This is a genomic window from Verrucomicrobiota bacterium (assembly GCA_037139415.1).
Lineage (GTDB): Bacteria > Verrucomicrobiota > Verrucomicrobiia > Limisphaerales > Fontisphaeraceae > JBAXGN01.
The window spans coordinates 1-23,409 of the sequence record JBAXGN010000135.1 but is presented as its reverse complement, the minus strand read 5'-3'; the positions used below and the strand labels follow the sequence as shown (position 1 = coordinate 23,409).

Annotated in this window: 16 protein-coding genes; 9 read left to right on the top strand and 7 right to left on the bottom strand. The window is 57.5% G+C overall.

Going from position 1 to position 23,409, the window contains the following annotated elements:
* The 6 genes from WCO56_20690 to WCO56_20665 all read right to left on the bottom strand — a co-directional run.
* Positions 1–7,188, bottom strand: a 7,188-nt coding sequence (locus WCO56_20690; protein ID MEI7732004.1) for an immunoglobulin domain-containing protein, incomplete at its 3' end; no start/stop codon positions are given.
* A 443-nt stretch (positions 7,189–7,631) separates the two neighbouring features.
* Complete coding sequence (locus WCO56_20685) at positions 7,632–7,934, bottom strand: type II toxin-antitoxin system RelE/ParE family toxin (GenBank protein MEI7732003.1); 303 nt, start codon at positions 7,932–7,934, stop codon at positions 7,632–7,634.
* Entirely contained in the window at positions 7,898–8,104 is a 207-nt protein-coding gene (locus WCO56_20680; protein ID MEI7732002.1) for a hypothetical protein, read from the bottom strand. The genes WCO56_20685 and WCO56_20680 overlap by 37 nt, the downstream gene beginning before the upstream one ends.
* A gap of 608 nt (positions 8,105–8,712) precedes the next feature.
* On the bottom strand, positions 8,713–9,717 hold the full coding sequence (locus tag WCO56_20675; GenBank protein ID MEI7732001.1) for a glycosyl hydrolase 53 family protein: 1,005 nt from the start codon (positions 9,715–9,717) through the stop codon (positions 8,713–8,715).
* A 16-nt stretch (positions 9,718–9,733) separates the two neighbouring features.
* The gene (locus tag WCO56_20670) at positions 9,734–10,393 is read right to left on the bottom strand and encodes a hypothetical protein (GenBank protein ID MEI7732000.1); all 660 of its coding nucleotides are present in this window, start codon (positions 10,391–10,393) and stop codon (positions 9,734–9,736) included.
* Positions 10,394–10,453: 60 nt separating this feature from the next.
* Positions 10,454–11,608, bottom strand: coding sequence for a hypothetical protein (locus WCO56_20665; GenBank protein ID MEI7731999.1), 1,155 nt, complete (start codon positions 11,606–11,608; stop codon positions 10,454–10,456).
* A gap of 215 nt (positions 11,609–11,823) precedes the next feature.
* On the opposite strand from WCO56_20665, the gene WCO56_20660 reads away from it, so the two are divergent.
* The 9 genes from WCO56_20660 to WCO56_20620 all read left to right on the top strand — a co-directional run bounded on the left by WCO56_20660 (position 11,824) and on the right by WCO56_20620 (position 23,011).
* A complete protein-coding gene (locus tag WCO56_20660) occupies positions 11,824–13,326 on the top strand; it encodes a pyruvate carboxylase subunit B (GenBank protein ID MEI7731998.1) in 1,503 nt (500 codons plus the stop codon).
* A 27-nt stretch (positions 13,327–13,353) separates the two neighbouring features.
* Positions 13,354–15,513 (top strand): methylmalonyl-CoA mutase family protein, encoded by a 2,160-nt coding sequence (locus tag WCO56_20655; GenBank protein MEI7731997.1) that lies wholly within the window; start codon positions 13,354–13,356, stop codon positions 15,511–15,513.
* A complete protein-coding gene (gene scpA, locus WCO56_20650) occupies positions 15,510–17,735 on the top strand; it encodes a methylmalonyl-CoA mutase (GenBank protein MEI7731996.1) in 2,226 nt (741 codons plus the stop codon). Before WCO56_20655 ends, scpA begins: the two co-directional genes overlap by 4 nt.
* A gap of 223 nt (positions 17,736–17,958) precedes the next feature.
* On the top strand, positions 17,959–19,104 hold the full coding sequence (meaB, locus tag WCO56_20645; GenBank protein MEI7731995.1) for a methylmalonyl Co-A mutase-associated GTPase MeaB: 1,146 nt from the start codon (positions 17,959–17,961) through the stop codon (positions 19,102–19,104).
* Positions 19,105–19,152: 48 nt separating this feature from the next.
* Positions 19,153–19,584: a methylmalonyl-CoA epimerase gene (mce, locus tag WCO56_20640; protein MEI7731994.1), complete on the top strand. Its 432-nt coding sequence runs from the start codon at positions 19,153–19,155 to the stop codon at positions 19,582–19,584.
* Positions 19,585–19,622: 38 nt separating this feature from the next.
* Positions 19,623–21,176: an acyl-CoA carboxylase subunit beta gene (locus WCO56_20635; GenBank protein ID MEI7731993.1), complete on the top strand. Its 1,554-nt coding sequence runs from the start codon at positions 19,623–19,625 to the stop codon at positions 21,174–21,176.
* Positions 21,177–21,188: 12 nt separating this feature from the next.
* Complete coding sequence (locus tag WCO56_20630) at positions 21,189–21,644, top strand: hypothetical protein (protein ID MEI7731992.1); 456 nt, start codon at positions 21,189–21,191, stop codon at positions 21,642–21,644.
* Positions 21,645–21,669: 25 nt separating this feature from the next.
* The gene (locus tag WCO56_20625; protein MEI7731991.1) at positions 21,670–22,092 is read left to right on the top strand and encodes a biotin/lipoyl-containing protein; all 423 of its coding nucleotides are present in this window, start codon (positions 21,670–21,672) and stop codon (positions 22,090–22,092) included.
* 28 nt (positions 22,093–22,120) lie between these two features.
* Positions 22,121–23,011 carry a biotin--[acetyl-CoA-carboxylase] ligase gene (locus WCO56_20620; protein MEI7731990.1) on the top strand — a complete coding sequence of 297 codons (891 nt, stop codon included), beginning with the start codon at positions 22,121–22,123 and terminating at the stop codon, positions 23,009–23,011.
* Between the two features lie 3 nt (positions 23,012–23,014).
* On the opposite strand, the gene WCO56_20615 is transcribed toward WCO56_20620, so the two are convergent.
* Positions 23,015–23,409 (bottom strand): hypothetical protein (locus WCO56_20615; protein ID MEI7731989.1); only part of this gene is annotated, 395 nt, incomplete at its 5' end.

The following is a 23,409-nucleotide window of genomic DNA, read 5'->3' as shown; positions in this document are numbered from 1 at the left end:
CGGTTGCGTCACAATCGTCAACGTATCCGGTACCTGGATCACCAACCGCGCCACCACACTGGTCACCGATCCCATGAAGTTGGCGGCGACAACCGAATAGGAGGCGGAGTCAGAAGCTAGGAGATTGAAGATAGAATAGAAGGAATTGGTCGCAGCCAAGATGGCCGCGCCACTTTTATACCATTGATAGGTGGGAACCGGCTGTCCCACGGCGGTCACTTGGAACGTCGCCGTGCCGCCCGGCGCGTTGGTCTGGCTTTGCGGTTGGGTCAGGATGACGGGCCGGTCAGCGATAGTCAGCACCGCCACCGCGCTGGTGATGGAACCACCCGAGTTCTGGAGTACGACGGCATAGCTGCCAGCGTCGCTTGATTGCAAATTGAAAATTGTAAATTGCAAATTGGTAGCCCAACTGATGACTGATAACTGATTACTGTTTACTGATTTATACCACTGATACGTGGGCGTTGGCAACCCGGTCCCGCTGACGGTAAAACTGGCGGTGGTGCCCACCCCGTTCGTGCGGCTCTGCGGCTGGGTGGTGATGCTGGGCGGGGTAACCACGGACTGGACCGCTAACACGGCCACGGCACTGGTCACGGAACCAAAACTGTTGGCGATGACAACAACATAAGAACCAGAATCAGAAGCTAGGAGATTGAAGATAGAATAGGAGGAATTGGTTGCGGCCAGGATGGCCGCGCCACTTTTGAACCACTGATACGTGAGTGGGGCCGTGCCTCCGGCTTGCACGGTGAAGTTTGCGCTGCTGCCCACCAGGTTGGTCTGGCTTTGCGGCTGGGCTTGGATGAATGGCGCCAAGTTCTGATACACCGTCACCTTGGCCACCGCACTGGTGACGACACCGTAAGCGTTGCTGATCACCACCTGGTAGTTGCCTGCATCGGACAATTGCAAATTGAAAATTGTAAATTGCAAATTGGTCGCAGCCAAGATGGCCGCGCCACCCTTAAACCATTGATAATTGAGTGGGGCCGTGCCGCCGGCCTGCACTGTAAACGTGGCGGTGTCCCCGACCATCATGGTTAAATCCTGCGGTTGGCTGGTGATGTAGGGTGGATCGGTGGTGAGCACCGTCAAGGTCGCCACCAGGCTGGTCGCGCTCCCCGAGGCATTCGTCACTACCACCGTGTAGTTCCCCGCTTGGGCACCCTGAAGGTTAGCCATGGGCAACGTGGCATTGGTGGCACCCGATAACGTGCTGCCATTAAACCGCCATTGGTAGAACAGCGGTTGCGCGCCGGTGACACCCACCGTAAACGTGGCGCTGCCGCCGGTATTAGCGGTCTGCGATGGCGGATGGCTGGTGATGAAGGGCGGGGTGGCGGTCTCAATATCCAGGCTCCATCCCTCGGTGATGTACCCACCATCGCCGGCGGAACTATCCAACACATAGAGCGACCACGTGCCGTTGGGGTCCTGTCCTTTCAAAGCCGCGAGCGTGGGCGCGTAGGGGGCGGCGGGTGCCGGGGCGGTTAATGAACCTGTGGTGGTTGCTGTGGGTTTATAGATGCCGGACGTGGGCACGTCGGGCACTGGGCCAGTGGCCAAGTCATCGAAGGTCAAATTGACTTGGCTTACCCCGCCATTGCCGGCCGCCGACATCAAAAGCACCTTTTGCCCGGCGGGCGATACCAACAACACCCGCACGTCCGACATGTACGTGTGTGTGAACTTGCGCAGCGTCACTTTTACCCGCTGAATTTTGCTAGCCAGGCCGTTGACGGTGAGGGTGGCCGGATAGGGATTGGCGGGCGCATTATCGGTGATGGCGATGTTGGCGCTATTGGTAAACCGGCCATTGGCCAAGCCCTCGGAGACGAAGATCGTCGCCACCGCGCTGGTGATGGAGCCAAAAGAGTTGGCGACGACTACGGCAAAGGAACCAGCATCGGCCAATTGCAAATTGTAAATTGCCAATTGCAAATTGGTTGCACCAGCGAGCATGGTCCATTGGACATTATTCACTGATTTGTACCACTGGTATGACAAAGGATCCGTGCCACCAGCAGTCACGGAGAAGTTGGCGCTGCCACCCACAGGAGCGGTCACGTTCTGGGGCTGGTTGATTACATAAGGTGGCGAGAGCACAGTCACGGTAGCCACGACGCTGGTGGCTTTGGCGTAGGCGTTGCTGACGACGACGTAATAGTTCCCGGCCTCAGCGAGGGATAGGGACGAGAAACTATAGGCGGCAGCGGTGGCGTTTGGGATTAAAGCACCGTTCTTGTACCATTGATAGAAAAGTGGCGGCGCACCCTTGGCCGACACCGTCAAACTGCCAACACTAGCCACCAACCCGGTGAAACTCAGTGGCGATTGTACAATAGATGGCCCTTCCAGCACCGTCAGCGTGGCCACGCTGCTGGTAATGCTGCCGTATTGATTGGTGATGATCACAGAATATCCCGTCCCATCGGCGCGTTGCACATTCGCCAGTGCCAGTACATTGTCATTGGCGTTAAGGATCGGGGAACTACCCTTGAACCACTGATAACTCAATGGGGAAGTGCCCTCAGCCGTCACAGACAAACTGGCATTGCCATTCAGCAGAGCGGATTGGTTTTGCGGTTGGCTGGTGATAAATGGTGGGCTGAGGACTGTTACGACAGCCACCGCACTGGTGGCGGCCCCATACGCATTGGTCACCACCACACAATAATTCCCCGCCTGCGGCCATTGCAGGTTGGGAAACGCAAAGGTGGAGCCATTGGCTCCGGCCACTAATGAGTCATCCTTGTACCACTGATAATACAAGGGCGTACTGCCGCTGGCGCGGACACTCAGGTTGGTCACCACTCCCGCCTTGGCGGTAAATCCTTGCGGGTCCTGCTTGATATTGGCGAGATCCACGACGGTGAGGGTCGCGACCGTGCTGGTGATGGAACCCACGGCATTGCTGATAACCACAAAGTAACTCCCTTCATTATTCCGTTGCGCATCCATAAGCGTGAAAAAACTATTCGTGGCTCCCGGCAACAGCGCACCATTCCAGTACCATTGGTACGTCATCGGTGCGGTACCCGAAGCAGTGACGGCAAAATTTGCGGCCCCGCCAAGCGCGGCGGTCTGGCTGACCGGAGCAGTGATAATGGTCGGGGGCAACATCACCACGGTCACCACCGCCACCGCACTGGTGACGCTTCCAAGCACGTTATGCACCACCACGCGATAATCGCCCGTGCCATTGGTGGAAACCATTGGCATGGTCAAGGTGGGATTTGTCGAATTCATGAGCGCCACTCCACCCTTGAACCACTGGTAATCCAATGGAGCTGTGCCGGTAGCCGTCACCACCAGCGAAACTGTCGCGCCCACCGCTGCAACCTGGTTGCTGGGCTGCCCGATGATTTGCGGGGACGCACCCGGCATGAAAATCGCAGTGATGGTCTTGCTCGCGTCCATCATCAAGGACAACGCATTCCCGGAGCGAGTTGCGCCATTGGTATCACCGCTCCAACCGTTCAGGTCGTAGCCGGGTTTGGGAATCGCCGTAATAGTTACGGCGGTGTTTGGTGCGAACCGGTTGGTCGCTGGGCTGTACGTCACCAAGCCCGAGCCGGTAGACCGCGCCACCAGGGTGAACTGCCCAGCCAGCGCGCCAAAGGTTCCGGTTACCGAAAGGTTCGCATTCGTTACCACCAACTCTACCGGGCTAATGGCTCCCGAGGCTGATCCGCTCCAACCAGCCAGGTACCGGTCGGTCATCGGAAACGCGGTCAACCGGACCACCGAGCCGTAGGGGTAGAGTGCCAGATCGGGCACACGCTCGATGGTTGAACCCGCAGGAACCACACTCGTATTCACCGGAGCGCCAAACAACGCCTGGATACCCTTGTTGCCATTCATCGTGACTGTCAACGTGTTACCAACGGCGGCCGCGCCATTGGTGCTGCCCGTCCAACCGAGGAAGGTCCAGCCCGGCAGATTGGTGGCTGTCAGGGTGACGACCGTATTGATGTCATAGAGGCTCGCCGCCGGATTCACACTCACTCCGCCACCACCCGGCGAGGCGACCGCTAAGCCGTATTGCGCCACATAATCCAATCGTGTGGCGACCACTTCGGAGTAGTTGCCATACAGCGTATCCGCCAGGTACAGGTCATTCACGTAGGCAATCGCCTTGATCACTGCCGGCAGCGTCACCGACAGCGCCGTTCCTTGCACATAACGCGTCGCGTTGAAATCCGGCGTTGCGCCATTCAAGGTGTAATGAATCGGCCCGTTCCAACTGGACGTCAACACCACCGACACCGGCGTGGTCAGATGGAATACATTGGTCTGGCCATTCGCCACCTGTCCGGCCACGTAAATGAGCGGAGTGCCGACCGGCAGTTCCATGGATTGCCCGCCCACCAAAACGGTCTGCAACGGCGCGGTATTGGTGAAGATGGCGGTGTATTGATTGACAGCGTCCAGCGTGATGTTGCGCGGGTTGGTAGTTACCCCATCCGACCAACGCGCGAAATTATAATACCGGGCCGGAGCAGCCGTCAGGGTAAGCGTGTCGTTCACGTTGTAGTTGATTGGTGAGTAAGTGACGATGCCACTGCCTTGTTGGGCGACTTGCAGGGATTGGGCCAGTACCGCCACCGCACTGGTCGTGGTGCCGAAAGCATTGGAGAGGACGACGTAATAACGGCCCGTATCAGACAAGGTCAATGACGGGAGGTTGAAGTCGGAATTGGTCGCGTTCAAGATAGCAGAACCACTCTTAAACCATTGATAAAATAACGGAGCGGTGCCGGAGACCGACACCGTAAACGAAGCGCTGCCGCCCATCTGACAGAGCGCGCTTTGAGGTGGGGTGAGCACCGCTGGTGCCGTGCCATTGGTAGCCGTGAAACTCAAGGTACGGATGCTGATTTGACCGAGGCTGTTGGTGGCTCGAAGGCGGAATATATATTGATCGGCAACATTCGGCACAAAAGTGGGATTCCGAGTGGTACTTGACGATAAAGAATTCGTTAAACCGGCTGGGCATCGGATCAGGCTCCATTCCCATGTATTTGCGGTCTGCGGTGCGGTATCCAGTTGGCGTGGTACTCCCACCAGTCCCATTTCAAGATCAATGGTCGGTTTATCCTGACATGCTGGAACCCCTTTCCTGATCGTGTGATTGCCACTATCCGCGACATAGACACTTCCACTCCCATCCACCGCCACGCCGCAAGGAGAGTAAAACTGTGCTGCGCTGCCAGAACCATCCGCGCACCCAAAACTGCCCGCACTCCCCGCCAGGGTAATCACTTCTCCCGAAGGGCTGACCTTGCGGATCGTATGATTACTGGTATCCGCGACATAGACATTTCCACTCCCATCCACCGCCACACTGGCAGGGTAATAAAACCGCGCTGCACTACCCGTGTCGTCCGCATTCCCGGGGCTTCCCGCAGTTCCCGCGATGGTCGTCGTAACTCCCGACGAGTTGATCTTGCGAATCGTGTGATTGCTACTATCCGCGACATAGACATTTCCACTTCCATCCACTGCTACACCATTAGGATTGGAAAACCGTGCCGCACTGCCCGTCCCGTTTACACTTCCACTGCTAGCTGCGGTTCCTGCCAAAGTCGTTACGACTTTTGCTGTGGTGATCTTTCGAATCGTGTCGTTCAATTCGTCCGCCACATAGATAGTTCCATAATAAGATGCCGCTACTCCTATTGGGAAACGAAACCGTGCACTGGTTCCTGTGCCGTCCACGCTGCCGCTGCTTGTGTACCCAGCCATTGTTGTCACTACTCCTGCTAACGTTATTTTCCGAATCTTGTTGTTGTAGGAATCGCCAACATAAACATTTGTGCTTCCATCTACGGCTACTCCACGAGGATTATAAAACCGTGCCAAACTCCCTGAGTCATCCGTAGCGCCGCTGGTACCTGCCAGTCCAGCCAAGGTTGTTACCGACCCGCTTGGGGAAATTTTGCGAATCGTATGATTAAATCTATCCGCGACATAGATATATCCATAAGTATTTACCGTCACACCGCTAGGACCGTAAAAACGCGCCGCGCTCCCCGTGCCGTTTGCACTGCCGCTACAACTGTCAGTACCTCCAGGACTTCCTGCCAGGGTGGTGACGGCTCCTGCCGGGTTGATCTTCCGAACAGTTTGGTTTCCACGATCTGCGACATAAACGGTTCCATTCCCATCCACCGCCACACCTAAAGGATAGTTAAACCGCGCTGTTCCACCCGTACCGTCCACAGTGCCAATGACCCCCGGATTGCCCGCCAACGTGGTGACCACACCCACCGGGCTGATCTTCCGAATTGTGTGGTTATTCCAGTCCGCGACATAGACGTTCCCACCGCCATCCACGGTTACGCCAAGTGGAGAATTAAACTGGGCTGTACTCCCCGTGCCATTCAGGCTGCCAGTAACTCCCGGACTCCCCGCCAACGTTGTCACCTCTCCCGACGAATTAATTTTCCGGATCGTGTGGTTGTTCCGATCCGCGACATAGAGGTTGCCGCTTCCATCCACCGCCAGGTCAGAAGGAGAGTTAAACCGCGCTGTGCTTCCGGTCCCGTCCGCACTACCACCATTTCCCGCACTCCCCGCCACGGTAGTAGCCGTCCCCATCGGATTGATCTTTCGGATCGTTTGATTAAGAGTATCCGCGACATAGACGTTTCCACTCTCATCCACAGTCACGCCGTTAGGATAGCAAAAACGCGCGGCATCACCCGCACCGTCCGTGCTACCACTGCTACCAGCCCGCCCCGCTAAGGTTGTCACTACCCCCGTCGGACTAACCTTCCGAATCGTGTTATTGTAAGTATCCGCAACATAGATATTTCCACTCCCATCCACGGCTACACCAGAAGGATGGTAAAACCGTGCCGCACTTCCATTGCCATCCGCACTGCCGCTACTCCCCGCACTCCCAGCCAGAGTCGTCACTGCCCCCGCCGTGCTGATTTTGCGGATCGTGTGGTTAGACTCGTCCGCGATATAGATATTCCCATCTCTGTCTACGGTCGCACCCCAAGGATTGTTGAACCGCGCTGCACTCCCCGTCCCATCCACTGCGGCAGGTCCAGTTTCCACTGGTCCCGCAAACGTGGTGAAAGTGTAGTCTTGCGCCTGAAGTGTCGCGGCGGGAAATAGTGCCAAGCCGGTAACGGCCAACGCCAAAAGCTGGAGCAGTGTATGATTCATGAGAATATGGATGAGCTGTTTTGCAGAAATGAAATGCACGGGGGAGACAGCGGACACGCAACCACCAAGGCTGGCAACCAGCCCGGCATGATGCCCTGCCGCCACTGCATCGAATCAAACAAATTATAGCACTGTATTTCCATAAGTTCCCCGCACATTATAGGTAATCATTTAGGTGATTTATGTCGCTTAGTCCACGTCTAGCATGACATGGCCATAGGAATCAAGTATTTCCCCCAAAAAAACAACATGCCATAAAAATTGGGAACAAATTCCTTTTGCAGAAATATAAACCGGCAGAAAAATGATATGCAGGAGATAGGAGCTGGGAGGGAGTGATCAGTGACCAGTCATCAGTGTTCAGGTCAATTATTTTGCCATGTTGGGTATTTTGGATTCATTCCGCAATCCGCATTCCGAAATCAAGGGTTCCGCGTTCGGGTTCAATGGGGAATGTGTGGGAAGCCTCGCGCCGCATGCCAAAACCGCACGACTTCCAACCGCTTGCCCTCGTGGTTCAGCCGGTAAATGAGGCGGTAAGAGCGAACCATGATTTCACGTAAATCGGGACGCTGAAACTCAGGCACGACGCGGCCCCGTTCCGGAAAGGTGTTGAGGGACAGTGCCGCATTGAGTAGCAGGTGCCCCATGCGTTCTGCCGCAGTGGCATTGTGAAGCGCAATGTAAGCAACGATGTGCTCCAAATCGCTCAGGGCTTCGCGGGATAGGAATACTTGGAAATCCATTGTGGAATGCGTTGACGGGCTTCCTCCAAGGGCACGCGTTCGCCCCGGTCCAGCGAGGCAAGCCCATCCTCCACTGCTTGGCGGAACTCTAATTCGTAAATGGCATCAACCAGCGTGGCGTCCGGCGGCAGTTTGTCTGCCACCTCCAAAAGAACGTTTCTCGCATTCATGGTGTAAATATATCCTGTTCGCGTTCCCGCTGCCAAGTGTTTCTTTTTCCTGATGTAAAAGCCTCGGAAAAATGGGGAAGGAAGACTTTAGCAGAAATATAAACCGACAGAAAAATGGGAAGCCGGACATGGCAAAAAGATTAGCTGGCAAAAAAATTGGGAACCAATGAATGAAAACTTGAAACCTGAAACTTGAAATTGGGAACCCGATTTTGCAGAAAAATGAACCGGCAAAAAAATGGAGAGCCGGATATGGCAGATAATCCAATGCGGAGTGCGGAACCCTCAAATTCGGATTGCGGATTGCGGATTGCGGAATGACGGACTGGTGTATGGTCTTATCGGTGTCCATCGGTGTCCATCGGTGTTTATCGGTGGTTTATTCCCCGTTTTTTTACCACGGATTACTCGGATAGGACGGATGAAGAACAGCCCATCTCGAATTCGGAATGCGGAGTGCGGATTGCGGAATGAAATCATGAAATTCAAAGCGGTGTCGCCTGTTGCCCCTTTTCCCCGGCAGTGGCCACCGCAGTTCAAAATTATCCGTGCGTTTATATTTGAGACTCCTTACGTCGTCACCTACGGAAGAGGAAGATGGGCCTATTTCACCGCGTGCGGGGAGTTGTTTTAAAGGAGCGCGCCAGTTCTGGATAAAGCTCCAGTGAGGGGAGGGCTTGGCCGTCCTTTTTAAACAGGGCTTCACCCCATTCCGTGGGTTCCCAGATGAATGTGCCCTGGCCTTTACCGTTGGGCAGCGCCTGAACGATCGAGTTGACCTCGCGTTTGTGCTCGGAATATTCCACAACGATGATCGGCCAGGGATAACGCCCCGCCAAATCAGTCAAATTCGTCCGTAAATCATTTGGCGTGCCATGCCACTTGGGGTAATAGGATTGCCCGAGGATATCGAACTCCACTCCCCGTTGCCGGGCCTGATCGAGGAACCAGCGGGATTTGGCGTTATCGCCGCCCAAGGCCAGATGCAGCATCACCTTGATTTTGGGGTCGGCTTCCCGCACCCCGGCCGCGCCCGCTTTAAAAAGTTCCGCCAATTGGTCAAACCGGGTGATTTTCCCATCCGGCCACAACATGCCGTTGCTGATTTCGTTGCCGACCTGAACCATCTGCGGCGGGGTGCCAGCCGCAGCCAAGCTGCGAATGGTATCACGCGTATATTCCCGGACGGCCTTGGTAAGCTGATCCATCGGCAGCTCCTTCCAGGCGGCGGGCTTATACTGGTGACCAGGATCGGCCCACGTGTCGCTGTAGTGGAAATCCAGCAGAAATTTCAGGCCGGCTTGCTGGATTCGTTTGGCCATTTTCCGGGTGTTATCAAGATCGCAAAAGCCCTGGACGGAATAGCCGTTGGTGGTGGCGCGGGGATTATTAAATAGGCGCAGGCGAATCCAGTTGAACTGATGTTCCTTGACAATGGTGAAGATATCCTTGGCTTGCGCGCCATCCTGGAATTTCCTGCCTTTGGCTTCCTGTTCAGGAATCCAGGAAATATCCGCGCCGAGCATGAATTCTTCGGCGCTGATTCCAGCGTTGAGCGTTGCCAGCAGGATGATCAGCCAAGCCAGCCGGGAGAGTTGCCGTGCGTACTTCATACTCGGGTTGCTCCGATTACCTCGGCGGTTCCCCTTCAATTTTACCTCGGCGGCTCAGGTTTTGAACCATTTCGCGCAGTTCGCGGATTTCCGCCTCCATGCGGGCGACACGTTCGGTGGTGGCATCCGTGCGAGGAAGCATCGGCATGCGTTCGACATGGCCCGGCTGCAGGCGCGGAATGTTCCCCAGATTAGGCACAAGGCTGCGGTTGAGACTATCCGCCACTTCGTTCAGCCCGGCGGCGCGCAAATGTTCGATAGCCTGGTTCACGTGCTTGGTGCGTTCTTCCAGCTCTTCCGGCGTCAGTTGGGCCGCGCCACCCGGACGCCGGACACCGGGTTCCCGGTCTTGCCGTTCCGCCGCCGGGCGGCGGGCATTCTCCCGGCGCTCGGCAGGTGCCCGTTCCACATTGGCATCCGGACGCAGCGTGCGTTCCAGTTCGGCTATTCGTCGGCGCACCGCCTCCATTTCCTCGCGCTTGCCGGCCGTTTCCAGCTCGCGTAATTCTGTCCGGTCGGCTTCAAGTTTGCGAGCGACCTCGCGCGCCCGTTCAGGAACCGCTGGGGACGTGCGCTCGGTGGGGACGGAATCGCGCGGTTCACGTTCTGCAGCGCAGCAGGTGTCACAGGTGCCAACCAGGCAGGCCACAGGAAGGAGGAACCAATATTTATTCATAATAGTTCTTTGGTTTGCGGTCGTCATTGTTAATCGGGCTAACGGCCAATGCTTGATTGGTTAATAGAACAGGAGCTTAATGATGTCAATGACAAACAGGACGACGATGGCGACTTCCAGAATCAGCATGAGGCGGTTGTTATGTTCCTGACTGAGCAATTGATACAACTCATCCAGTGTCTTGAGCTTCTCGTCAATCGTGTGATGCCAGTCGGCCAGGTGGAAGCGATCCGAGATGGCCGCGTAAATCCGCGCCAGATGCCAGTCGCCAAAAAACTTGGTGATATTGGACAGTTCGTCACTGAGGCGGGCGAGGTCCACCCGGATTTCCCGCAAATCTTTCATGACCAGCCGGCGGTTGCGCTCGGAACGCCCGGTCATGTCCCGATAGGAGCGCTCCAGCACCTCGTCCAGCAATCGGTCGTAGGCCTCCAATTCCGCCAACTGGAAATTGGCCAGTTCCAACAAGTACAGCGTCTCGTCAATATCCCGGGGTTCATCCACAATCAACGCGGCATCCCAGTCCAGCACCACCAGGTCGTTTTCGTAGTAGCTCAAAAAACGGCCGGTGGATTCCTCCGCTTCCTGCCGTGAGAGGTCCTGCGGATTGGATTCCTGCGTCAGCAGCGAAGCCACTAGGCGGCGATGCTGGAGGAACCACTGTTCCGCGTTGAGTGGACGCCCATCGTCACCCCGCAACGGCGCTTTGATGCAAAAAACCGTGTACGCCTCTTCTTCGGCCATCGTGGCGACCGGGCGGATGAGCATGGGGTGTAATTCCAGGCGCACCGCCTCGGCCAGTTGTCGCACCTCGCTGTACAAATCACCATTATCAAAGCGGAGATCATGATAGGCCACCAGGTCTTCAAGGCGTTGTACCTGGAACGGCACGCGCACCGTGATGCTGATTGCTCCCACCGGCAACAGCTTGATGGTGCGCTCGATTCGCACGACGCCGTGCGGCCCGATCCGCTCCAACAGCGGCAGCCGCGCCATACGAGGCCGGTGCAGCAGCAGGTGGCGCGGATTACGTTTATCGGAGTCCACGTAAAATTCCGCCAGCGGCTGGCCAAGCAACGTGTGCTGAGTCAGGCTGGTCATGTCGTACGCCAGATCAAACGCGTAAATGTAAACGACCTCGCCGGAAAAGCCGGTGCCACTGGAAGTGTGTGGTCCTCCAGACGACGCGGAATGATCAGCGCGTGTTTCATTCATGGCCTGGGTTAAGATAACCCCAGTTGAAGCAATTGTCTTGCCCTAAAATGTATTATCTGCAAATATTGTCGAAACAAGCGCAAGATTTGGCTATGCGTTCAAAAATATTGCGGCTAACTTAACCTCGCTTTGAGCAGTTATTGTGATGCATCAAGCTTGAATGCAAAACATTTGTTAATATAGATTGCATTAGAGACGCTAAATTATAGCAGACTATGAAACCTGTGTTGTTTAATAATACGGTCCTGCGCGACGGCCATCAATCGCTGGCCGCCACCCGCATGACCACCGCCCAAATGCTGCCGGTCGCGCCGCAGCTCGATGGACTCGGGTTTGCCGGATTGGAAACGTGGGGCGGGGCCACCATTGATGCCTGCCTGCGGTTCCTGAACGAGAACCCGTTTGACCGCCTGCGCGCGCTCAAACAGGCCGCGCCAAAAACGCCCCATATCATGCTACTGCGGGGGCAGAACATCGTCCAGTACACCAGCTTTCCGGATGATGTGGTCGAGGCGTTTGTGCAATGCTCCGCCCGCGCCGGCATGGATATTTTCCGAATTTTCGACGCCTGCAACGACGTGCGCAACCTGCAAACCGCCATCCGCGCGGTGATCAAGGCCGGCAAACACGCGCGTGGCGAGATTTGCTATACCACCAGCCCGGTACATACGACCAGTGCCTTTGTAAAGATGGGCGTGGAATTGGAAAAGATGGGCTGCCATTCCATCGGCATCAAGGACATGGCCGGCTTGATCAAGCCGGGCGTCGCCGCCGAGTTGGTGCGTGAACTCAAGAAACGGGTGCGCATCCCCATCACATTGCACAGCCACGACACGGCGGGTCTGGCCGCTAGCGCCTATGTCGCCGCCATTGATGCCGGAGTGGATGCGGTGGAGACCTCCATTGTCCCGTTTGCCAACGGCACCGCCCAACCAGATACCGTGCGCATGTTGGCGCTGCTGGAAGGCAACCCGCGCTGCCCGAAATTTGATGTCGAGGCGCTGTTCAAACTGCAAGCGTATTTTGCAGGCGTCTATAAGGACCTGGGGAAATTCACCAGCCCCGCCAATGAAAAGGTGGATGCCGACATCCTCATGTATCAAGTGCCGGGCGGCATGTTGAGCAATTTCCGCACGCAACTCAAAGAGCAAGGGATGGATGGCAAGTTCGACGAGGTGTTGAAAGAGATTCCGTATGTGCGCGCCTGCTTGGGATACATCCCGCTGGTGACCCCCACCTCGCAGATTGTTGGCACCCAAGCCATGCTCAACGTCAAGTTTGGCCGCTGGAAAAAGATTTCGCAGCAAGCCATGGATATCGCGCTGGGCAAATATGGCAACACCCCCGGGCCGGTGGACAAGGATGTGCTGGCCAACATCGAAAAAGAGACGGGACAAAAGCCCATCACCGGTCGTCCGGCAGATTTGTTGCCGCCTGGCATGACGAAGTTGCGAGAGCAATTGCGTGAGAAGGGGTTGCCGGAGAATGACGAGACCGCCGTGCTGTATGCCATGTTTCCGCAACAAGTGGAGGCGCTGTACAAGCCCAAGCCGGCCGTTCCGGCGCCTGAACCCAAGGCTGAAGTTGCGCCCGCTCCGGCTCCAACACCCGCTCCCGCCCCGGCGTTTAGTCCAGCCGTTCCAAGTAAAGTCGGGACTCATCATCTCGCGATTACCGTGAATGGCCATCGCCGATTAGTCACCGTGCAAGAAGTCTGATATATTATCCCTTAACCAGTACTCATTATGCAAAACACCAGTGTACGTTCCCAGGACGTTCCCTTGCGATTGCGCGAGGAATTTCCCGCCACCACCTATGAACAGTGGAAGAAAACGGTGGAAGCAGAACTCAAAGGCGCGCCCTTTGATAAAAAACTGCTGACCAAAACCTACGAAGGCATCACGCTACAGCCGATCTATTGCCAGAAAGACCTGACCCAGGTCGCGCACCTGAATTCCTTTCCCGGTTTTGCCCCCTATGTACGCGGCGATAAAGCCGCCGGGTACCTGACCAAATCCTGGGATGTCTCCCAGGAAATTGTCGGTGCGTGTCCTTCCGAGTTCAATGCCGTGGCCCGCGCAGCAATCAGCCGGGGATTGACCGCCATCAACCTCGTGGTGGATCAGGCCACGCGCAAAGGCGTGGACCCGGACAAAGCCCTGACGGGCGGCGTGGGCGAACGCGGGTTGTCGGTGGCGACGCTGGATGATCTGGACAAGGCCTTGGATGGCATTGACCTGAGCAAGGTGGCGCTGTTTGTGCGTTCCGGCGCGGCGGCGATTCCTTTCGCGGCGCTACTGGCTGCACTGTGCAAGAAGCGCAACATTAACTTGGCAGAAGTGCGCGGCTGCATCGAGATGAACCCCATCGGGGTGATGGTTCTCGAAGGTCAACTGCCGCATTCCTTGAATAGCGGATACGACAAAATGGCCCAATTCATGACGTGGGCCTCGACGCACGCGCCGCGGCTGCAAACCGTTTGCGTACACAGCCGTTCCTGGCACGAAGCCGGCGGCAGTGCGGTGCAGGAACTGGCCTTTACGCTGGCCACCGCCGTGGAATACCTGCGCGAAATGAACCGTCGCGGTTTGGACGTGAACTTGGCTGCGCCGCGCATCCGTTTTGCCATGACGGTGGGTTCAAACTTTTTCATGGAAATCGCCAAGCTGCGCGCCACGCGCATGTTGTGGGCGCAGGTCATCGCCGCCTTGGGCGGATCAGCGGAAGCCCAGAAGCTGGCACTGCACGTGCGCACCGCCCAGTGGAACAAGACGGTCCTGGACCCGTACGTGAACCTGCTGCGCACCACCGTCGAGGCGTTTGCCGGGGCAATGGGTGGTTGCGACAGCTTGCAAGTGGGCGCGTTTGACGAGGTAATCCGCACCCCGGATGAACTTTCGCAACGCCTGGCCTGCAACACCCAGATCATCCTGCAAAAGGAATGCGATCTGGACAAGGTCATGGACCCGACGGGCGGCGCTTGGTACGTCGAGCACCTAACCGATCAAGTGGCGCGGCTGGCGTGGGCATTGTTTCAGGATATCGAGAAACGCGGCGGCATAGTCAAAGCCCTGCGCGAAGGATTTCCGCAAGCCGAAGTGGCAAAAGTGGCGGTGGAAAAACTCAAGAGCGTGGCCCAACGCCGGGATGTCATCGTAGGCATCAACCAGTATGCCAACCCCAAGGAGAAACCACTGGCGCGCAACTCCGCGGACACCACCGTTTTCGAACGTCAGCGCCACGATCAAGTCAAGGCGTATCGCACTGCCGGAGCGGGCGGGCATGAGCATTATACCATGCTCAAGAAGCTGGAGATTTTGCTCAAGGCCGACAAAAACGCCTTCGACGCCTGTGTGGAAGCCGCCGAAGCCGGGGCCACGCTGGGCGAGTTGACGCGCTGCCTGCGCGCCAAGGATAAACCGGATGCCCCCATCACACCGGTCATACTACGGCGAGCCGCCATGGAGGTGGAAAAGCTGCGTGCGGCAGTGGATGCCGCCGCCGCCCGGGGAGCCCGCCCGAAAGTGTATCTGGCGAACATGGGCCCGCTGGCCCAGCACAAGGCGCGCGCGGATTTCTGTCGTGGATTCTTCGCCATCGCCGGAATGGAAATTGTGTATGCGGCGGGCGGTAACGTTGTCGAAGAAGTCGCCAAAAAAGCGGTGGAATCCAAGGCCCAGTTTATTGTGCTGTGCTCGACGGATGAGACCTATCCTGCCTTGGTTCCTGAATTCGTCAAAGCCGTCAAAACCCTGGCGCCCGAGCGCCTGGTGATTCTGGCCGGCTATCCAGCCGAACAAATCGAAGCCCATAAAAATGCGGGGGTGGATGAGTTTGTCCATGTCCGCGTCAATGCTGTTGAATTTCTTGCCAACCTGTTGAACAAGATTGGAGTTACCCTGTGAAAACATTTCCTGATTTTTCCCAAGTTGCATACCAACCGCCCGTTGCCCAAGTCACCTACGCGCAGTGGCAGGCCCAGGTCGAGAAAGAGACCGGCAAACCGCTCGATGAGTGGGTCTGGCACACCATGGAACAACTCGACGTCGCGCCGCTTTACACAGCGAAGGATCTCGAGGGAATGGAACACCTGGAGTATATGCCGGGGCTCCCGCCATTCCTGCGCGGCCCGTATGCCTCCATGTACGTAACGAAACCATGGACGGTACGCCAGTACGCCGGTTTCTCGACCGCTGAGGAGAGCAATGCGTTTTATCGCCGCAATCTCGCCGCCGGCCAGATGGGGCTGTCCGTGGCGTTCGACCTGCCGACGCATCGCGGTTACGACTCGGATCATCCCCGTGCATTTGCCGATGTCGGCAAGGCGGGTGTGGCGGTAAACTCCATCCTGGATGCCAAGGTGTTGTTCGATGGCATTCCGCTGGACAAGATTTCCGTCTCCATGACGATGAATGGCGCGGTGCTGCCTATCTTGGCGTTCTACATCGTAGCCGCCGAGGAACAGGGTGTGCCGATGGCACAACTGTCCGGCACCATTCAGAACGACATCCTCAAGGAGTACTTGGTCCGCAATACCTATATTTATCCGCCGACGCCCTCGATGCGGATTATCGCGGACATTTTTTCCTTCAGTTCCAAAAACATGCCCAAGTTCAACTGCATCAGCATTTCGGGCTATCACATGCAGGAGGCGGGTGCCACGGTGGACTTGGAGTTGGCCTATACCTTGGCGGATGGACTCGAGTATGTACGCACCGGGCTCAAGGCCGGCATTGACATTGATGCCTTTGCGCCGCGCCTGTCGTTCTTCTGGGCGCAGGGTAAAAACTTCTTCATGGAAGTCGCCAAAATGCGCGCCGCGCGCATCCTGTGGGCCAAGCTGATCAAACAGTTCAACCCGAAGAGCGCGAAATCCATGGCGTTGCGCACGCATTCGCAAACCTCGGGATGGAGCCTCACGGCGCAAGACCCGTACAATAACGTCATTCGCACCTGCGTCGAAGCCATGGCGGCGGTCATGGGGCATACCCAGTCGCTGCACACCAATTCGCTCGACGAAGCCATTGCGTTACCGACCGATTTCTCGGCCCGCATCGCGCGCAACACGCAACTGTTCCTCCAAGAAGAAACCGGCATCTGCAAGGTCATTGATCCCTGGGGTGGCTCGTATTATGTCGAAGCCCTGACGCAAGCGATCATGCAACGCGCTTGGAATCACATCCAGGAAGTCGAGGCGCTGGGTGGCATGGCCAAGGCCATTGAAACCGGTCTGCCCAAGCTGCGCATCGAGGAAGCCGCCGCGCGCCGCCAGGCCCGCATTGATTCCGGCAAGGAAGCCATCGTGGGCGTCAATTTGCACCGGCTGGACAAGGAAGCCCCGCTGGAAGTGTTATCCGTGGATAATACCGCTGTGCGTGAATCGCAAATCAAGCGGCTCGCCAAACTCCGCAGTGAACGCGACACCGCCCGCGTGCAGGAATCGCTGGCCGCACTTACCCGCGCTGCCGAAACCGGCCAGGGCAACCTGCTGGAACTGGCGGTCGAGGCCGCCCGTCGCCGCGCCACCCTCGGTGAAATTTCCGATGCCCTGGAGAAGATATTTGGGCGTCACAAAGCCATTCCCAAATCCGTCTCGGGTGTGTACCATGCGGAATTTGCGAAAGTGGATGCCATTACTGAAATTCGTAAACGAGTGGATGCGTTCGTCGAACGCGAAGGACGACGTCCGCGCTTGCTGGTCGCCAAGATGGGGCAGGACGGCCATGATCGCGGCTCCAAAGTGGTGGCCACCGCGTATGCCGATTTCGGTTTCGACGTGGACATCGGACCGCTGTTTCAATCGCCGGAGGAATCCGCGCGCATGGCGGTGGAAAACGACGTGCATGTGGTGGGCATCAGCTCGCTGGCCGGTGGTCATAAAGCCCTCCTGCCGGAGCTGATCGCCGAGCTGAAGAAACTTGGACGCGAGGATATCATGGTCATTGTGGGCGGAGTTATTCCGGCGCAGGATTATGAGTTCCTGTATAAAAATGGTGCGGCAGCCGTCTTCGGGCCGGGCACCGTCATCACCGAGGCCGCCAACGAAATTCTGAAACAACTCGAACAACGGTTGGGCGGGGAAAGACCGAAAACCGAATCGCCCGAAATCCGAAAGAATTCCGAATAACGAACACCGAAAACCGATGCGGGTACTGTAGGTTCAAGCGCGCAGATGTTAAATGAAATCGCAAGCATGAACGAAAACTCCAAAAGTCTCTCCGATCCGATAGGAGAGGGGGGGAAGTTTGCGGTCATCGCTGCCGATACAAGCAGGCTTTCGGCCTTCGGTTTTCGACTTTCTTTCGAGGTTCGGTGTCCGGTGTTCGGTGTTGTTCCACGTCATTGATCCCATGTCAACCACTCCTCAAACACCTTCCGGTTCCTGCTCCTGTGCGAGCGGTGGTGACTTTGAGCCGCCGCCCGGACAGGACCGGAGTTATTTGAGCGTGTTGCCCGCACAAGCGGCGGTACCCGCCCCGGCGGCCCAGCCAAGACGCGCGAAGGTGTTGCATGTCGAGGATTATGTGGACGGCGTGCGAGCTGGAGACCGCGGTGTGCTGGCGCGAGCCATCACCCTGACGGAGAGCAGTTCCGGAGAACACCAGGCGCGGGCGCAGAAAGTGTTGCAAAAACTGCTCCCGCATACCGGCAAGGCACGACGCATCGGCATCACCGGTGTGCCCGGCGTGGGCAAGAGCACTTTCATTGAGGCGCTCGGCTGTCACCTTTGCCAACTCGGGCTCAAGGTAGCGGTGCTGGCCGTGGATCCTTCAAGCGCCCGCAGCGGTGGCAGCATCCTGGGGGATAAAACCCGCATGGAGCAACTCTGCCGCCAACCCAACGCGTTTATCCGCCCCTCGCCTTCCGGTAAAACACTCGGCGGGGTGGCACGCAAAACCCGCGAGGCCATGCTGTTGTGCGAGGCGGCGGGATTCGATGTTATCATCATTGAGACGGTGGGGGTTGGCCAGAGCGAAGTGGCCGTGCGCTCGATGGTGGATTTTTTCCTGCTGCTGATCCTGCCCGGTGCGGGCGACGAATTGCAGGGCATTAAAAAAGGCATCGTGGAACAGGCGGATGCCATCCTGGTCACCAAGGCGGATGGGGATAATAAATTCCGGGCCGAACAGGCGCGCCAGGAGTATGCCACCGCGCTGCATTACATGACACCCACGACGGAGCATTGGACCACGCCGGTCAACCTGAGTTCGGCAATGACTGGCGAGGGCATCCCGGAATTGTGGCAACTGGTGCAGCGCTTTTATAATGAATTGGAGCCGCTGCAAGTCCTGCGCCAGCGGCGCCAGGAGCAATCCGCCCAATGGCTGCACGATCTGATCCGTGAAACCTTGGAATCGGGCTTCTATCACCATCCCCGGGTGAAACTGGCCCGGCCAGAAATCGAACGCCGGCTGTTGCACGGCGAATTGACCGCGCCCCAAGCAGCACACGCGCTGCTGGAGTTGTCACAGGCAACCGCGGCGGCTGACGAATGACATTTTCCCACAACTGCCAAACCATTAAACCTGAACTTGAAATAAATTATGCTAAAAAAAATTGATCATATCGGGATCGCTGTAAAGTCGCTGGATGAAATGATTCCTTTTTATGAAAAAACCCTCGGGCTCAAGTGCGAGCACCGAGAGGAAGTCGTTTCGCAGAAAGTGCGCACGGCCTTTTTCTGCGTTGGCGAAGTGCATATTGAATTGTTGGAGCCGACCGATCCGGAGAGCCCCATCGCCAAGTTCATTGAGAAAAACGGGGAAGGCATTCACCACATTGCTTTCGGCACGGACCACATTGAGGCGCAGTTGAAGCAGGCGGCGGACGCCGGCTGCCGGCTGATTCATGAGAAGCCGTTTGAAGGCGCGGGCAACAAGCTGGTGGCGTTCCTGCATCCCAAATCAACGCATGGGGTTTTGACGGAATTCTGCATGCCCAAGCATGAGGCTTCTTGCAACTGTGGCCACCATTGAACGGCTCGCCTTGAGTATAAACCCAAATACGCACGCCTATGCCGATTGATCCCAAAGCATTAAAGACGCTCGCCACCCGCCGGGCCAAAGCCCGCGCCGGCGGCGGGGAGGACAAACTCCAAGCGCGCCGCGACAAAGGGTTGATGACCGCGCGCGAACGCGTTGAGAACCTGTACCTCAAAGGCACCTTCCAAGAAATGGGATTACACGCCCAACACGATTGCCATGATTTTGGCATGGAGGGCAAACCCATGCCGGGTGATGGTGTCATCACCGGTGTCGGGTTGGTCGAGGGGCGCCCAGTGGCGGTGTTCAGCCAGGACTTCACGGTGGGCGGCGGCGCGCTGGGCCGCATTCACGCCAACAAGATCACCAACATGATGGACTACGCCCTCAAGGCCGGCATGCCCATCGTAGGCTTCAATGACTCGGGCGGCGCGCGCATTCAAGAAGGCGTCGAATCCCTGTCCGGCTACGGGCAGGTCTTCTTCCGCAACGTGCTGGTTTCGGGCGTGATTCCGCAAATCGCAGTCATCTCCGGCCCCTGCGCCGGTGGCGCAGCATACTCCCCTGCCCTCATGGATTTTCTGATCATGGTGCGCAAGAGCGCCCAAATGTTTATCTGCGGCCCCGAGGTCATCAAGGCGGCCACTGGCCAGTCCGCGAACATTGCCGATTACGGTAGCGCCGAAGCACATGCTTCGGTGAGCGGAAATATTCATTTCGTGGCGGAGAATGACCAGCACTCCATCGAGATCGTCCAGAAACTGCTCTCGTACATTCCTTCCAACAACGTGATGGATCCGCCACATCGGCCAACGCCGGAGTTGGATCTTGCGGCTGATCCCGGCATGAATGACCTGATGCCCGCCGATCCCAAGGCTCCGCTGAACGTGCATAATGTCATTAGCCGCCTAGTGGATGCCGGCGAGTTCCTCGAGGTGCAAAAAGATTGGGCAAAGAACCTTGTCGTTGGCTTTGCCCGCATCCAAGGCGTGGTCTGCGGTATCGTGGCCAATGAACCCATGGCCAAGGCCGGAACACTGGATATTGATTCCTCCGATAAAGGCGCGCGGTTCATCCGTTTCTGCAACGTGTTCAACATTCCGCTGGTCACCCTGGTGGACGTGCCCGGCTTCCTGCCCGGCTTGCAGCAGGAGCGTGGTGGCATCATCCGGCACGGTGCCAAGATGCTGTTTGCCTTCGCCGCCGCCACGGTGCCCAAGATCACTGTGATCTTGCGTAAAGCTTATGGGGGAGCGTATCTTGCCATGTGCAGTCAGGACATGGGGGCGGACATGGTATTCGCCTGGCCGACGGCGGAGATTGCCGTCATGGGCGCGGAAGGCGCGGTCAAGGTCCTTTACAAAAAGGAAATCACTTCCGCCGCCGATCCCAAGGCGGAAGAGGCCCGGCTCATCGCGGAATACCGCGAGAAATTCTGTTCACCCTATCAGGCGGCGGGACGGGGGATGATCACGGATGTCATTGAACCCTCGGAAACCCGGGCCGTAGTGGCCATGGCGTTGCGCAACACCTTGAGCAAACGCGAAACCCGGCCGCCGAAAAAACACGGAACCATTCCGATGTAATACGGAACCATTATGATGCCCTTGATATTTGCGGAACTCGGACCGGTGGAACAGGCGCTGCTGTTTCTGATCGCGGCGCTGGTGCTCACCCTGGTCATCCTGCTTGGGATATTCCTCAAGCTGTTCAGCCGTTACCTCGACCTGCTTGAGAGCACCCGAAAAACCGAGGTGGCTTCCACGCCTGCGCCCGCCTCGGTCGCGGCTCCGATTGTCGCTGTGGCTCAGCCAGTGCCGGCAGTGACAGCCGCCGCTGCCACCCTGCCACCCATTGAACCAATCCCAGCGCTCGCGAACGAGCCGGACGCCGGGGAGTTGGTGGCGGTAATTGCCGCTGCGGCGGCCAGCGTGGTGAACCAGCCGCATCGCATTGTGGCGGTGCAGCCGGTTGCCCAAGTGCAATGGCCAACCATCAACCCATGGGCAATTGAGGGCCGGGTCTCCATCTTCTCTGGTCGGCGCGTTCGTTAAACCGCAACCCTTTTACCATACTCTCATGATTAAACGACTTTTGATCACCGTTGACGGCAAACAATACGATGTGCTGGTCGAGATGCTGGATGTCCCGGCCCAACCGGCCTATGCTCCCGCGCCGATTGCGGCTCCCGTGGTAACCTCGGCTCCAGCGGCTTTTCCCGCTGCGGCCGCTTCGGTCCCCGCGCTTCCCACGCCCGCCCTGGCGTCACCCCCCGCTCCCACAGGCTCCGGCAAACCGGTATTGAGTCCCTTGACCGGGCGCGTCGTGGATATCAAGGTGCAAAAAGGACAAACGGTCAAAGAGGGCGATCACGTGCTCACTCTTGAGGCCATGAAGATGAACACCAACGTCATCGCCAGCACCAGCGGCGCAGTCACCAGCTTGAACGCCGCGGTGGGTGATGCCGTCGAAGAGGGCGCAGTCCTAATGACCATTGGCTGATCGCGTTGCGATAGGCCGGGAGCAATCTGTGGAACGGAGCCTTGTCACCGTGGAAGGATGGACGTTGCATGAGTATGCGGACGTGTCCTCCACCAGTGATCTTGCGGCCACCCTGCCCCCCTGGCACGCCGTGCGGGCAGATCATCAGCAACGGGGCCGGGGTCGCTGGCGGCGGCCATGGGTCTCAGATGTCGGTGGGCTGTGGATTACTGCGGTTCTACCCACTGGTCCCGATCTCAAACCTTGGCGAGTTTTTCCGCTGGCCGTGGGTTTGGCCGTGGTGGACTTCGTCCGGTCCGTTGGCGTTGCCAATGTGCGCCTGCGTTGGCCCAATGACCTGATGGTAGGGAATCGCAAACTGGCCGGCTTACTCCTCGAAGAGCCGCGTCCGGGTCTCGTCCTGGCCGGGATCGGCATCAATATCACCAATCAGCCGGAAACAGCAGATGCCGCGCTGCATGGAATAACGACACGCCTGACTGATCACGTTCAGCAAGCCCGCATTGCTCACCACCAACTCCAACTGGATGCACCGCGTAGCCGTCGAGGTATGGCGACGGACAATTCCGCAATCCGCAATCCGCAATCCGCAATCTCTGGTTTCCGTCTCCTTACCTCGACGGCTACAAAAGTTGGTGACCAATGCCAGCCGCTACCGGATTTGACAACCTTAGCTTGCTCGTTGTTGCTGCACCTGCGTAAAACGCGGGATGCCATCGCGGATACCGGTTTTGCCCCCTTGCTACCCCGTCTCCAGGAACTCTGGCAATTGCCTCGTTCGGTGGAACTCGACTTTGGCAAAGAAAAAATTCAAGGCGAGTTCTGCGGCGTGGATGAACAGGGACGCTTGGGACTGCGGCACGGTGCCACCTGCCAATGGTTCGAGGCCGCACACGTCGTACAACTCCGCGAAATTTAGAGGCTATGGCGCCGGGGCGCTGCCGATCCGGTAGAACTTGAAACCACCGGTCGCCGCCGCGTCTTGCAATACTTGCGGCCCGGTCACGTTCGTCACCCCGAACACGAACGTCCACGTCCCTTCCGTCAGGCTGTCCCGAGCTTCCAACCAGTACGCCCGGTTCGACTCCGCCGTCACTGTCGTCTGGAACGTCTCCCCAGCCACGATCACCATCGGACTCTCGATCAGGTAGCTGACGGTCAACACCGCCGCCGTTCCAATCGCCGACAACCCGTGTTGGTTCGACGCGATCAGCGTGTAGCTGCCCCCATCATTGAGCTTCAGGTTCGACAGACTCAAGGTCGGCGTGGTTTGACTCGCCAACAGGTTCGTCGCATTCAGGTACCAACGGTAGGTCG